The 14,281-nt window shown below is 44.8% G+C and carries 10 protein-coding genes and 1 tRNA gene; 6 read left to right on the top strand and 5 right to left on the bottom strand.

The window, feature by feature from the left end; genetic code table 11:
* Window positions 1-112 precede the first annotated feature (112 nt).
* Both NIAKO_RS27625 and NIAKO_RS27630 read left to right on the top strand, forming a co-directional pair.
* Window positions 113-2,593 carry a TonB-dependent receptor gene (locus NIAKO_RS27625; RefSeq protein WP_014221754.1) on the top strand — a complete coding sequence of 827 codons (2,481 nt, stop codon included), beginning with the start codon at window positions 113-115 and terminating at the stop codon, window positions 2,591-2,593.
* 301 nt (window positions 2,594-2,894) lie between these two features.
* On the top strand, window positions 2,895-4,055 hold the full coding sequence (locus tag NIAKO_RS27630; RefSeq protein WP_014221755.1) for a PepSY-associated TM helix domain-containing protein: 1,161 nt from the start codon (window positions 2,895-2,897) through the stop codon (window positions 4,053-4,055).
* A gap of 89 nt (window positions 4,056-4,144) precedes the next feature.
* Here NIAKO_RS27630 and NIAKO_RS27635 read toward each other — a convergent pair whose 3' ends face one another.
* Complete coding sequence (locus NIAKO_RS27635) at window positions 4,145-4,879, bottom strand: anti-sigma factor (protein WP_014221756.1); 735 nt, start codon at window positions 4,877-4,879, stop codon at window positions 4,145-4,147.
* Between the two features lie 3 nt (window positions 4,880-4,882).
* Window positions 4,883-5,455 (bottom strand): RNA polymerase sigma factor, encoded by a 573-nt coding sequence (locus tag NIAKO_RS27640; protein ID WP_014221757.1) that lies wholly within the window; start codon window positions 5,453-5,455, stop codon window positions 4,883-4,885.
* A gap of 118 nt (window positions 5,456-5,573) precedes the next feature.
* On the opposite strand from NIAKO_RS27640, the gene NIAKO_RS27645 reads away from it, so the two are divergent.
* From NIAKO_RS27645 to NIAKO_RS27660, 4 genes are all read left to right on the top strand, one after another.
* Entirely contained in the window at window positions 5,574-6,536 is a 963-nt protein-coding gene (locus NIAKO_RS27645) for a hypothetical protein (RefSeq protein ID WP_014221758.1), read from the top strand.
* 99 nt (window positions 6,537-6,635) lie between these two features.
* Window positions 6,636-8,618 carry a PKD domain-containing protein gene (locus NIAKO_RS27650; protein WP_014221759.1) on the top strand — a complete coding sequence of 661 codons (1,983 nt, stop codon included), beginning with the start codon at window positions 6,636-6,638 and terminating at the stop codon, window positions 8,616-8,618.
* 30 nt (window positions 8,619-8,648) lie between these two features.
* Window positions 8,649-11,378 (top strand): CHAT domain-containing protein, encoded by a 2,730-nt coding sequence (locus NIAKO_RS27655; RefSeq protein ID WP_014221760.1) that lies wholly within the window; start codon window positions 8,649-8,651, stop codon window positions 11,376-11,378.
* A gap of 35 nt (window positions 11,379-11,413) precedes the next feature.
* A complete protein-coding gene (locus NIAKO_RS27660; RefSeq protein ID WP_014221761.1) occupies window positions 11,414-11,932 on the top strand; it encodes a hypothetical protein in 519 nt (172 codons plus the stop codon).
* Here NIAKO_RS27660 and NIAKO_RS27665 read toward each other — a convergent pair.
* From NIAKO_RS27665 to NIAKO_RS27675, 3 genes are all read right to left on the bottom strand, one after another.
* Entirely contained in the window at window positions 11,913-13,004 is a 1,092-nt protein-coding gene (locus NIAKO_RS27665) for a fatty acid desaturase family protein (RefSeq protein ID WP_014221762.1), read from the bottom strand. The two genes, NIAKO_RS27660 and NIAKO_RS27665, sit on opposite strands and share 20 nt — an antisense overlap.
* A 305-nt stretch (window positions 13,005-13,309) precedes the next feature.
* Window positions 13,310-13,396, bottom strand: a tRNA-Ser gene (locus tag NIAKO_RS27670).
* An 82-nt stretch (window positions 13,397-13,478) separates the two neighbouring features.
* The gene (locus NIAKO_RS27675) at window positions 13,479-14,252 is read right to left on the bottom strand and encodes a TatD family hydrolase (RefSeq protein WP_014221763.1); all 774 of its coding nucleotides are present in this window, start codon (window positions 14,250-14,252) and stop codon (window positions 13,479-13,481) included.
* Window positions 14,253-14,281 lie beyond the last annotated feature (29 nt).

The raw sequence follows: 14,281 nt of genomic DNA on the forward strand, positions 1-14,281 counted from the left end.
CAATATCATTTGCATAAATTCTTTCCTGATTGCGTAAACGGTCTTTCGGATTGCGTAAGGCGTAAATACCCTTTTAGGGAGAATTTTGCGCAAATTTATTTGCGCAACACTCATGAAAGGAATTTATACTTTAGCACTGTTATTAACTGCAACACTCCATGGAATAGCTCAGCAAGCCACGGTAAAAGGTATTGTGAAAAACGAAAAAGGCGACACGCTTACTTCGGCATCTGTTTTTATCAAAGGGAAAAAAATAGGTACGGTCACCACTTCAACCGGTCAATACGAATTAATAAATCTGAATCCGGGGTCTTATACTGTACAGGTTTCTTTAATTGGGTATGAACCCGCCATTCAGAAGGTAAGCCTTACAGCAGGTGAAACCCAAACTATCGACTTTATCCTGAAAGCCACGCAATACGAATTGCAACAGGTAGAAATCACCGGCCGCCGCGAAACAGGTTACAAAAACACTACTTCGTTCATTGGGTCAAAAACCGCAACGCCGTTGAAAGACCTTCCTCAATCGGTTAGTTATGTTACCAAAGAAGTAATGCAGGACCAGGCCGCCGCCCGTGTGGGTGACGTAGTAAAGAACTTTAGCGGGGTTAACCAGTTTACCGCCAATAACGACATTGCCATCAGGGGCTTCCGGGTTTCATCGAGCAACGCCACCATGCTGGTAAACGGGTTAAGGGCCAACTCTTCCTTCTGGAAACAACCACCGGCAAATTACCTCGAAAGAGTAGAAGTGATTAAAGGACCGGTATCAGCACTTTTTGGCAATGCATCTCCCGGCGGGACTATTAACCGGGTAACCAAAAAACCACTCGACCAGGTCAGGAATTCCGTTTCCTTTATCACCGGCAGCTTCAATACATTCAGGGCACTGGCCGATGCAACCGGCCCCATGAACGACAGGAAAACATTGTTATACCGGATGAACCTTGCTTACGAGAACGCTCAATCGTTCCGTGACCTGCAGTTTGAAAAGAACATTGTGCTGGCGCCTTCTATCAGCTTTATACCAACCGATAAAACCAGGCTTAACTTTGACCTGGTGTACAATAAATCGAACAGCCGGATAAACCGCGGTCAGTCTGTATTTACCAACGATTTGTATTCAACGCCCATCTCGCTTTCATTAAACGATGTGAACGATCATTTGAATGAAGAACAATACAGCATTACCACCTCTTTAACCCACAACTTTACCAGCAACACTTCTTTCAATATTGCTTTTATCAGAACCAGCTATTCTGAAGACCTGTTTGAACATCGCAGCGCCAATACATATGCCAGGGATATTTATGGCAAACCTGTATCGTTTTTAATTGAGCGTCAGGTATTCGATAGAAAGTCAAGAGCATTCAATGATAATGTTTCCGCTTACTTTACCCACAAAGTGTATACAGGTTCACTGGAACATAAGATCGTAATTGGTTACGACTATGCCCAGGATAAATTACCCATTGGCGCCGCCCAGCAAACAGCCTCGGGGTATCTTAAAAAGGATGGCACAGCTGCTGCCTACAGTTCAAAAGACTCAGCCAACTTTGTAACCTATAAATACAAAACCACCATCAATGGGGTAGATACAACGCTGAACCTGATGAAGCCAAACGTACCTACGTACGACCTGGCAAAGAATGAACATAACATGGAAGATGCTTCCAAATATGTTTATGCGCCGGCCAGCAATGAATCTACCATTCCGCACTATAACTACCTGAGTGGTGCATACGTTCAGGACCAGGTAACCCTGGGCAAACTACAGGTGTTGCTGGGTTTGCGTTATGAGTGGTATACGGATAAAAAGAATTACACCCGGGCCAATGAAAGCAAAGTGAACCAAACTGCTTTATTACCCCGTTTGGGCGTGGTATATGCGGTAACACCCAACATCAATGCTTATGCCATGTATACGCAGGGGTACAATCCACAGCCTTCATCAGCTTTCTCCCCTACTTCCGGCGGGCCATTTGATCCGCTTGAAAGCAATATGGTGGAGGCCGGCTTTAAATCAGAATGGTTCAACAAGCGCTTGTCTGTAACCACTTCTATCTATAAGATTGAACAGTTGAACGCATTGTATGCTGCGCCTGCCCCCGCTCCGGTTGACAGTATGATACAGATAGGAAAAGAAACCTCAAAAGGTTTTGAATTTGAAATGGTGGGCCAGGTTACCGACAACTGGAACATTGTATTGAACTATGCCTACAACGAAGCGAAGCTCACTGCAGCCGGTGGTACAGATAAAGATTTTGTAAACCAGCAAAAACCCAATGCACCAAAAAACCAGGGAAACATCTGGACAAAATATTCTTTCAAAAGAGGTGGCTTAAAAGGGTTCGGTATTGGTGCCGGCGCCAACTTCGTATCACAGCGTTATTTGTCGCTGAACCAGGCCCAAACCATACCGGGTTACGAATTGCTGAACGCAGCCTTATATTATAAAATTGATAAATTCCAAATCCAGTTCAACCTGAACAATGTGCTGGATAAAACGTATTGGGTGGGCGGCTACGACTATGTAAGGCTGTTTCCGGGCGCCCCACGCAACTGGCTGGCAACCGTGGCGTATACGTTTTAAGACCTGATTGTCGTTAAGTCGGTGCCTTAACCTGTATTTCAGACCTTTATCCTGCACCGCCAAGTTCTTTACATGAGTGTACACAGTTAGTTCCAACTAAGTGTTTTATTTATCCGGCAAAGACAGTAGCCTTATTTTTTTGCTGTTTAGCAATTTTAGTGGAACTTCTGTTTAAGTAAATAGTAAGCCTTCGTCTGGTTGTATCTTTTGCTACATCAAATACATCCAGATTAAGGCTCTGATTAGTGGAAGTTCCGATTTATCGGAACTTCTTTTTTTATTTATATATCAATAGCAAGCAATGACGTTGAAACAGATTATCGGCAAACTGCATTTATGGTTGGGACTGGCATCGGGGCTGGTGGTATTGATCGTTGCCGGCACCGGCACCCTGCTGGTGTTTGAAGATGAGCTGGACGAATGGGCCAACAAAGACTTCTTCGCTGTTGCTGTACCGCAAAATGCGCAACGGGTATCGGTAGACAGTATGTATCATGCTGCCAAAGCTTATGACAGCTCGCTTAAAATTACCCGCATTTACCTGGAAAGCAAGGCGCCCGAAAGATCGGCGATCTTCTATGCTAAAAAGAAAAAAACAAATACCTGGCATATTGCCGTTAACCCGTATACCGGTAAAGTAATAAGGGCCAGGAACCTTGACAAACGCTTTTTTGGCGTGGTACTGAACCTGCATCGTCATTTGTGTATGAACGAAGTGGGCAAAACCATTACCCACGCCTCCTGCCTCATTTTTGTACTGATGGTTATTACCGGTTTGGTATTGTGGTGGCCCAAACGCTGGCACATCCTGAAACAACGCACCCGTATTGCCTGGTCATCAAAATGGAAACGGCTGAACTGGGACCTGCATGCAGTAGGTGGTTTTTATGTACACATTGTGCTATTGGCTATTGGCTTAACAGGTCTGGTATTTGCCTATCCCTGGTTTAGCAACCTCGTATACCAGTTGGCCGATGGCAAACCTGCCCCTAAAAAAGAAGCGCCTGCCAACACGGTTAAAGAGCCCATTAAAGCCGGCTTTTATGAATCGTTATACGATCAGGCAAATGCGAAACTTCCTTACAAAGGACGGGTCACCATTCTTTTTCCTGAAAAAGACAGCCTGGCGATTACAGTTAACAAGGTAAACCGCGAGGCAGTTGTAGACAACATTGTTGATGTGTTATATTTTGAAAAAGGCACCGGGCATTTATTGAAGGAAAGCCTGTTCAAAAATTCCTCAACCGGCAATAAGATCCGCCGGATGAACTTACCCATACATACCGGCAAACTGTTTGGCTGGCCAACCCAGATCCTGGCACTGATTGCCGCCCTGGTGGCATTCTCGCTGCCGATAACGGGGTTTTTAATTTACTGGGTGGGAAGAAAAAAGCGGTTGGCTAAAAAGGTTAAGAACCCGGTGCGTATCACCTCTAAGCAGGAAGAAAGCGCAGCTGTATAAAAGAAATATATTAATGATTTAAAGCTCCCGATCCTGTCGGGGGCTTTTTATTTTACCGGTATTTAGAACGGCGGCGTATTGGACTTAACTTACTTCAATTCCTTCAACAGCTCCTGCGCTTTATCATATTTGGCGGCATCGGCAGGGATCTTCTGTAACCATTCCTTACAGGCTTCCCTGTTCTTTTCTGTTAAATAACCCAGCGCCTGAAAGAACGCCCCTTCATATTTAAAAGCCGATTGCCCCGCGTACAATGCGTCAAAGATCCGCCTGGCTTCCGGCACGCGACCGCTTTTCAATAATGCAACCCCGTAATAGAAGTTTACGTAACTATTGGCGGTATCCCGTTCCTTTACCTGTTGCAACAAAGTAACTGCATTGGAATAATCTTTTTTATTAAACGCTGATACCGCCTGTTGCAATATGTTATCTGCATTATCGCCCCGTTCAACCGGCGCCGCCATACTGGTTTCAGCAAATTTATTGAACAGGTTGGGTTTCCATGGCTGCCACACAAACACCACGGCAATCAGAATGGCTGCTACGGCTACTGCGCCGCGCAGGTATTTTTTGAACGGAATCACTTTTGCCGGTTGCGAAGCTGCGCCAGAGAACCCACCCCGCAGCGATTGCAGGGTATGCTGCAATTGCTGCCGTTGCTCATCGGCGTTGAAGTGTTGTTGAAGGGTTGTACCCACTTCCTGGTATAAGGCCAGTTGCTGACGCAGCCCTTCATCCGAAGCCAGGCTGGCTTCAAAAGCCAACCGTTCTTCAGCTGTCATTTCACCCTCAACATACCGCGCAATATCGTTGTAAGTACTCATAATTTATTTCCATTCGGATAATTGTGTATGTATCATTTTAGTCAATGCCGCCATACATTCACTTTTCTTTTTACGCAGGTACCCATAGGAAACCTTTAACTGTTCGGCTATCAATGCCTGGTCGTCACCGCTCAGGCATTTCCTGATGATATCTCTACAGGCATCGCCCAGCATTTCAAAACATTGCAGGAACACCTGCAAACGCTGGTCGTTTTGCTTCATTTGCTCCGCCAGGGCAAACACATCTTCACCTATAGATACATCGCCGAACTCTTTTGTTACCGGTTCACGCCCTCTTTTTTTCAAAACATTTAACCATTTCCTTTTACAGATCAATAAAAGAAAGGGCTCAAACGGACACGTGAGCTGTAGTTGTTTGTTTGTTGCCTGGTTATATATATCTATTAAAGCCTCCTGAAAGATATCGGCAGCATCCTCTTCGCTCCCGCTATTGGCTATAATATAGTGTTTGATCTTTCCCGCGAATTTGTCGTAGATCTCCCGAACGATCACCACATCGTTTTGTAACAGGGCAGTTATGTAACGCTGGTCGGTATGGATGATGGTAGGTTGCACTTACCAAATATATACAGGTTCTCAGGCACTTACAACTTTCTCAAAAAAACTTTGAAAAAGGGGGGTAACAAAAGATCACCCCCGTTGATATACTTCTGAAACCAAATAATAATCAATTATGAAAACGACATTATTATCAACAGCAATAGTAGCTACAGCCATTATTTCCCTGTCTTCCTGTAAAAAAGATAAAAGCACCCCGCCCAACTATGCAAAGGCCGATGACTTTATGGCCTCACATGCAATTAAAACACAATCTTTCACCGGTAATGCCACCGCAGGCTTTACTATAACCGGTGAAAAAGGAGCTAAAGTAACCTTTGCACCAAATGCGTTTGTCGATGGCAATGGTGCTGTAATAAGTGGCACTGTAACAGTTACGCTTAAAGAAGTATTAAGCAAAAAGGATGTGCTGTTTTCCGGTGTAATGACCGAATCGAATGGCCAGTTGCTTGAATCGGGTGGTGAGTTACTGGTAAAAGCACAAAAAGATGGTGCTGATATTCGCCTGAACCCGGCCCTGGGCAACGATGGCGCTAAAGTTGAAATACCCAAGGTGATGAACAATAAAGATATGGGGCTGTTTGTTCAGGATAAAAGACAAAATCCCCAGGGTGGCGGCACCGGCGGCAGCCAACAACCTGCAAGCCCGTATACCTGGAACCCCGCTCCTTATTATCCTTTTGGCAATGGTCCTAACAGCTATACTTTCTCGTTGCCTTCTTTTACCTGGGTTAACTGCGATCGTTTCTACAGCGACCCCAATCCTAAAACAACCATTACCGCCTTACCTGCTTTCCAGGATAATAACCAGGTGAGTGACTTACAGGTAATGCTGGTATTCAAAAATATTACCACTGTAATTACCCTGCCTTTCGATTATACGGTACAACAATTCCAGTCATACCAAAACTCATTACCCATAGGCTTACAGGCCAATCTTATTATCATTGGAAAAGACAGCGACGGGTTCATTCAATTCGGCACACAGCCAGTTACCATCAGTGCCAACATGCACATCGATGCTCCGATCCATAAAGCAACTCAGGCTGAAGTTGATGCTTTCCTCGCAACCATTTAAAAACGGGGCTATCAATAATCTATCTGTACTCTTCCCGGTCGGCGCCTGCCGACCGGGATTTTTACCTGTAATTAATTATATTTAAAAAATCTTTCACTAATGATATCATACAAAACCCTGTTATGGCCGTTGCTGTTTTTATGTATGATAGGTTCCGCCCGTGCCCAGGTAAACGATACGGCCGCTGCTGATATCGATCCGCAGATCGATAACAACCTGGTAAAGTTTGGCGCGTCCCTGCGTCCGTTACACCAGGTAGCAGGCGCACCGGTTGCATTTTACTCCTATTTCTGGGAGTTTGGGGATGGCAGTTATAGCTTTGAAAAAGAACCAGTGCATATTTATAAAGATACCGGCAACTATGACGTTCGCTTATATGCCACCAATAACTACGACGATGGTAAAAAACCCAATACCCGCCCCCGCCGGTTGCGCGTGAACAGCCGTTCCATGCTGGCAAATAATAAAACGCCCGTCTTTTTTACCGGCGACGGTTCTCTCGAAATAAAAGCGAACCAACAGCCCAAACCGGGGGAAGACATGGTATTGCTCATCGGCTACCGCAATAAAAACAATGCCGCCGCCCCAATGAGCGGTTCAATTATGTTGTTGTATAATGAAAAGCAATTCTCCCAAAACTGCTTCGATGTTTCAGACACGCGCAGCTATCACCAGGAAAAATCCATCGCCGTTGAATCCATGATGGCCTGGATGCCGCAGACAGACGCTATTGAACAAAAGGAAGCAGCCAATGGATTGTTCTCCGTTTCTGCTGGAGTGAATGGCCCAACGGCCGACAAACGGCAAATGCTGCAACAGGTAAAACAGGAAATGAATACTTTTCGCCAACATACCATCTGGCGGATAAGCGATGTTCAAAAAGGGGATGAACAATTTATGTTCGTTACCGTCAATACCCTGCCCGACATGATAAAAGACACGAATGCGGTGGTTACGATCTCAGGCTTATTCATTCCTGATGACCCTTCCATGGAGATGGAGAAATTCAATCTCGAGCTGCAAATAGTAGCATCGCACGATCCCAATCGCATGCAATTAAAGAACAGGAAGCTGAACTATCGTTTTACCAGAAAGAATAAGGACAATACTTACAAAGTACAGTTTCAGAATACCGGCAAAGGACCGGCAAAAAAAGTAGCTATTACCATCACTATGCCTGGCATGCTGAATACCGCTTCACTGGAACTGGTTGATATGAAACCTAAATGCCCGTTATGTGAAACAGCAACAGGCAATCAAAGTTGTATAGATACGGTGGTTACCAACGACAGCATTCAGTTTATCTTCAACAACATTTACCTGCCGGGCACCCAACAGGATGGGGTCTCTGATCCTGATTCTACCAAAGGTTATATAAAATACCGCATTCGTTTTGCAAAGAATATGCACAAGCAATCCTTTCAAAGCCGGGCAGCTATCGTATTCGATAAAAATGAACCGGTATATACCAATCGCTCCACAGGTAGTTTTAAGAAGGGTATTTCTCCAGGTATTATCATAGGGCTTGGTTCAACCATTGGCGCTGCTGTAAACAATATTGCATCCCGGCAGTATACGCTGGGCTTTACTGTTTCTGAATACGCAGCCTACAAAAAGTATTTGCAGTGGGAACTATTCCTTCGGTCAGATGAATCGTTCGAACGTTTTGTAACACGCCGGCAGGGTGGCGATACTATTCTAAATGGCAGAGCATACAAGGTACAGTACCGCGACAGTTATCAAAAAATAAAGGTAGCTTCCATGGAACTCGTTCCTTTTGAATTCAGGTATAACCTGGCCTCTTTTGTTTCAGCAGGGGCAGGTATGCTGGCTTCGGTAGAAGTGAGCCGCAACACCACCAACACTATACGAGGTTTGTTATTTGATGCCAATGGCGGTACACTTGCCCTGGATGGAGAAGTGGGCAAACAAAAAGAATCGTTCACTACTTTTCGCGGCGCCGTGTTTGCCGATGTACAATTGGGTGTGGTAAGAACCGGTCCGGCGGCAGGTGTTCGCTTTTATCAATATCTGAATCCATCATACAGGAATGTTATGTTGTATGCCAGCTGGAAGTTTTAATTACCTATCTTTAGTCAAATTAAAAATCTGATGGATCGCTGCCTGCACAAGGTAGTTTGTTATATTTTCTTTTATACCCTCATTGCTGCCGGCGTGGCGCAGGCATCGCCCGATAGTACTTCCCTTCCACCCCACCTGGTTAAAAAACTCAACAACCTTCGTCAAAAAGACGACCTGGAATACTGGATCTATGAGCGTATGATGTATGTAGAGAAAGATCCGCCCGCCCGTATTGGTTTCCTCATGCATTCACAACAGGAGGCCTGGCGTACCTATAAAACATATTATGAGCGGCTGGCCTGGTTCGATCTGTTATCGGTACAGGGTTATTATCAATTGCAAACAGGAAACATTATAGCTTCTATAAACGCTTATGAAGCCGCACTGGCGTTTTATGAATCTTACCCGTTGCCAGACGCCAATATCATTGAAACGGTATTAAAACCCCTGGGGAATAATTATACCCGTTTATCCGATTACAATACGGCCCTGTTCATTCATCATAAAACAATGGCGCTGGCCCGCAAGGTCAACAACAACAACCTGATCGCCTCCACCTACAGCAATATGGCCATCTGCGCCCATTCGCAGGACGACCTGCCAGCCGCTACCACTTATTGCCAGGAAGGACTTCGCTTTGCATCACCCCAAACAGCTTTGTATGGATTACTGCTCAGCACCCGGGCCAACATTTTACTGGCGCAACAACGCTACGACTCTGCCGAAATCATTTGCCGACTGGCTTTAAAAAAACTGCAGCAGCATCAACAGGAAGCACCTGCACTATACTGGCATGCAGGCGCTTTACAAACAGCCGCCAGCATTGCGATGCAAATGCAACATTATAGCCAGGCCATGACCTATGCAAAACAGGCAGCACAATTATTACAGGATCATTTCCCGTTAACCAGGCAACGGGAAAAAGCCAAACTACAGGTATTGTTGGGTGATATAACCCTAAAAACAGGTAACAGTAAACAAGCGCTCAGGTATTATCACCAGGCTTTACAAATATTACTGCCTGGCTGGCAACAGGCCAATGATAAACTCGTTCCTGAAACAGCACAACTCTACAGCGAAAACACCCTGGCGGATGCACTTTTTGGAAAAGCCTCGGCACTGGCGCAACTGCACCAGCCGCAGCAAGCGTTGCAACATTATATAAGCGGATTTTGGGCTACAGGCAAACTCAGGAAGGAATTATTTTACACGGAATCAAAGCTGAAAGAAATAACAGACAATCGCTTACGGGTGGAAGCTGCCATCAAACTCGCCTACAACCAATGGAAAACTACCAACAACAGGCAGTACCTGCAACAACTACTGCTCATCACCGAGTTGTCGCGGGCACAGGTATTGATGGATGAACGCCAGTCACGGCTGGCTATGCCGGGCGCCTTGCCCGCCAACGACTCGTTATTAAAGCAAACAAAGCATTTGCAACAGGCCATCGTTTATTACCAGCATGAATTGTTACAGGCTAAAGACAAAAAATATGTCACCAATTTATTACAACAGGCAGTATACGATCTTTCCTTATTGAATAAGAATATGCAGCAACACAGTATCAACAATCCTGCATTGACCGAACAAACGCTGAACAACATTATTCAGCATTTGCCTGCCCGGGTTACCGTACTGGAACTGATAGCGGGCGCCGACAGCAGTTTTATCCTGGAATTAACCAGTAAAGGCATTCAATCTATACAGGTAATTGACAGTGCCCACCCAAACATCCCTGCCTTTATCCATCATTGGTTTACCAATGGGCCAACCGCCATGATGAACCAACCGCAGGATTTTTATAACGACTGTTACAAGCTGTATCACGCTGTTTTCAAAAACCAAACCTGGAACAAAGACCGGCGTTACATCCTGGTGCCAGATGGCGCCTTTAATTACCTGCCCTTTGACGCCCTGCTTACCAACGCAGCTTATCAAAATGATTTCAGCCAGTGGCCTTATTTATACAAACAGGCTACGTTATCACAGGCATATTCATTAGTTACCTGGTTTCAGCAACAAACTACTCAATATCCTTCCACCACATTCACTGGCTTTTTTGTTTCAAAAGGCAAAAATGCCCAACAGGTTGCCCTTGACATTGAGGCCGAACATGAGGCGCTCAGTAAAAAAATAACCGGACAGTATTATACCAATACCGCCGCCACCTGGAACGCATTCAATACCATCAGTGATTCAACCGGCATTCTGCACATCAGCACTCATGCCGTCTCATCCGCGTCCGACTCATTCCCTTACCTGCAGTTGTACGATAAACCATTTTATTTATTCGATCTGCGGTACAAACATTTTTCCCCTGCATTGATAGTGCTCAGCGCCTGCAAAACAGCCGATGGGGCTCCGCTTGCCGGGGAAGGGCTCAACAGCATCAGCAGGGGTTTTACAGCTGCCGGCGCCGGCGGCGTGATCTCCAGTCTGTGGAATGTAAACGATAAAACCGCCATTGCATTAATGCAATGCTTTTATGAGCAATTGCCTCAACAGGCAGATCCGGCAATTGCCTTGCATACGGCTAAACAACAATGGCTGCTAGAGGAAAAAGAAAATGCCACCATGCAATTGCCTTATTACTGGGCCGGGTTTATTTACAGTGGTCATTTGCAAAAAATAAGCGTGCCTGCCGTTCGCGCCAACAAGCGGCAATATTGGTTTGCCCTGCTTTTATTTATCCCCTGTGCATGGTATTTTGCATTGCGCCGGCGTAAAAAACATTCAGAAAGCCACCCGGCGAAATAATAGTATATTCACCGTTTGCACCTTTAATACCACGCATGAAGGAAAACGGGCCCGCTGAGATGGCTTTATTTGAACAATGCATCGATTTTTTAAACAACGTCGTTGGAATTGAAACTTCCTTTAGAAAAATTGGCAATAAGAGTTTCTTACCAGGCCTTCTGATTAATAAGGGAACGATCATCATTGATAAAGATGCACTAGAGCATCCGGGTGATATTTTGCATGAAGCCGGCCATATTGCCATTGTACCGGCTTTTGAGCGGCTGGGTTTATCAGAAAAAGATATTGTCAAAAGAAGAAACCGGGAAGGAGAAGAGATCATGGCCATAGCCTGGTCCTATGCGGCCTGCATATATTTATCAATCGATCCGTTTTTTGTTTTTCATGAAGAGGGCTATCGCGGAGGCCGTGACTTTATAACAGACGGCTGCCGTGATAAAAATTATATTGGACTTGACATGCTAGAAAACATCGGCATGACTTTCAATGACAAAAAAGCCAGAAAGTCAAATCAACTCCCTTATCCACATATGGTTAAATGGCTGCGTGCATAACTGGTTTCTTTCCCAGTGATTTTATAAACCGGAAGTGTGATTGTACCGCGCCATTGAGCGACGGAATGCAATTGTATGGAACGTTAAACTCTTCACATTTACTTTTTACAATCTTACTCAATGCGGGGTAATGGATATGACTAATGCGTGGAAACAGATGATGCTCTACCTGGTAATTCAACCCACCGGCAAACCAGGTGATTATTTTATTATTAGGCGAAAAGTTGGAAGTGGTCTTTAACTGATGAATGGCCCATTCGTTTTCAATATGCGTTATTTCGTTTACGGGCGCAAAAGTGAACTCCGTTTCCTCTACCACATGCGCCAGTTGAAATACAATGGCCAGGGTGAAACCCGACCCAATATGCAGGCTTATAAAAAACGCCAGCCACTGTTGCCATCCGGTAAGGTAAATTGGTAATGCAATGTAAAAAAACAGATATAGCAGTTTGCTGATCCAGAAAACAACATGGTCAGATGTTTTCATTTTCTGCAGCTCTGTATTATGTATTTTTCGTTTGAAATATTTTTCAAAGTCCTGGAACAGGATCCAGATCATGGAACTGATGGCATACAACAAAGGCGTATATAAATGCTGCACCCGGTGCATGGGAACCCATTGTTGCGAGCTGCACATTCTGATAAATGGCGTTTTGGCAATGTCATCATCGAGGCCATCTACATTCGGGTAAGTATGATGAATAATATTATGTTTATGCCGCCAGATAAAACTATTGCCGCCTAAGGCATTTAAAGTTAATCCCAACGTATTATTCACCCAGTTTTTAGAAGAATAACTGCCATGGTTGGCATCATGCATCACATTAAAACCAATGCAGGCAGATATAAACCCCAACATCCCGGCCATTAAAATGGTGGCGACTACCGGCAGAGAGAAAGAAATTAACAGAACGTATAATGTAATAGCAGCGCCAATCAGAATGAGGGTTTTTGAATACAATCCCCAGGTACCGGTTTTCTTTAACTCATTTTCCTGAAAATATTTGTCTGTAGCCATTTTCAATGACTGAAAGAAAACTGCATTCTTGTTATTGAAGACGACTTTTGACATATTCCGGTTTTTAAAGGGAGAACGGTTAAAATTACCTTTTATTTCTGGCACTGGAGTGCCAGGATGTTTTTATTTAACATTAGTAGTAGTTTTTACTGAAGGGCGTTGGCTACGTGCGTGCTTACCTGTGAAGTCCATGGGATTGCCTGCGCTCCAGCGATCCCGTGGAGGGGGATGCTAAAAGTAAAAAACGCCCGGCACAGCGTGCCTTTATTTTTTATTTCTGCGCATTCACCCGGGCAAGCTCGGCGAACGCTCCGAAATAAAAAATCCCCCGGCAAGTCGGGGGACATTTTTTGCTTTTGCGGAGACTGAGGGATTCGAACCCTCGATACGGTTTCCCGTATACACACTTTCCAGGCGTGCTCCTTCAACCACTCGGACAAGTCTCCTTTTTAGTTATTTTCCATTAAAACCAGATTAATCTTTTTTGACTTCCGTTTTTTAAAGGGCAGCAAAAATACAGTTTCAATCTTAGTCCCCGAATATTTTTTTTGCATTTTCTGTAGTAATGGCTGCAGCCTCCTGAATCGGGATTTCTTTTACCTCCGCAATCTTCTCCACCACATATTTCAGGTAACTGCTTTCGTTCCTTTTTCCCCTGAAAGGTACCGGCGTCAGGTATGGCGCATCGGTTTCCAGCACAATTTTGTCTAAAGAAACCGCTTTTACCACTTCACGTAAGTGGGTATTTTTGTAGGTTACCACCCCGCCAATTCCCAGGTAAAAACCCAGATCAATGATTTGTTGAGCCTCTTCCAGGGTGCCGGTAAAGCAGTGGAAAATGCCCTCCAGACTGCCTTTTTGGTGCTCCTGAACTATGCGAATACTATCAGCCATCGAATCCCGGGAATGGATCACAATCGGTACCTGGTAGTGTAATGCCCACTCTATTTGCTGGTGAAAAGCCTCGTGCTGCGCATCCACAAAGGTCTTATCCCAATAATAATCCAGCCCAATTTCCCCAACTGCTTTAAAAGCCCGTTTGCCAAGCCAGTCCTCAATCAGGGCCAGTTCCTGCTTGTAATCTTCTTTTACCGAACAGGGATGCAGCCCCATCATGGCAAAGCATTTACCGGCAAAATCAGCCTCCAGTTGTATCATGGCATCGTGGGTCTCACTGTCAATAGCCGGCAGGTAAAACCGCTGAACGCCCTCATTTTCAGCCCGCTCAATAACCGCCTTAATATCTTTCGTAAACTCGTTCCCGTATAAATGGGTGTGAGTATCAATTAATTGAAGATTCATATCGGCCGCAAAATTCCCAAAAAAATTTA

The organism is Niastella koreensis GR20-10, assembly GCF_000246855.1.
GTDB classification, from domain to species: domain Bacteria; phylum Bacteroidota; class Bacteroidia; order Chitinophagales; family Chitinophagaceae; genus Niastella; species Niastella koreensis.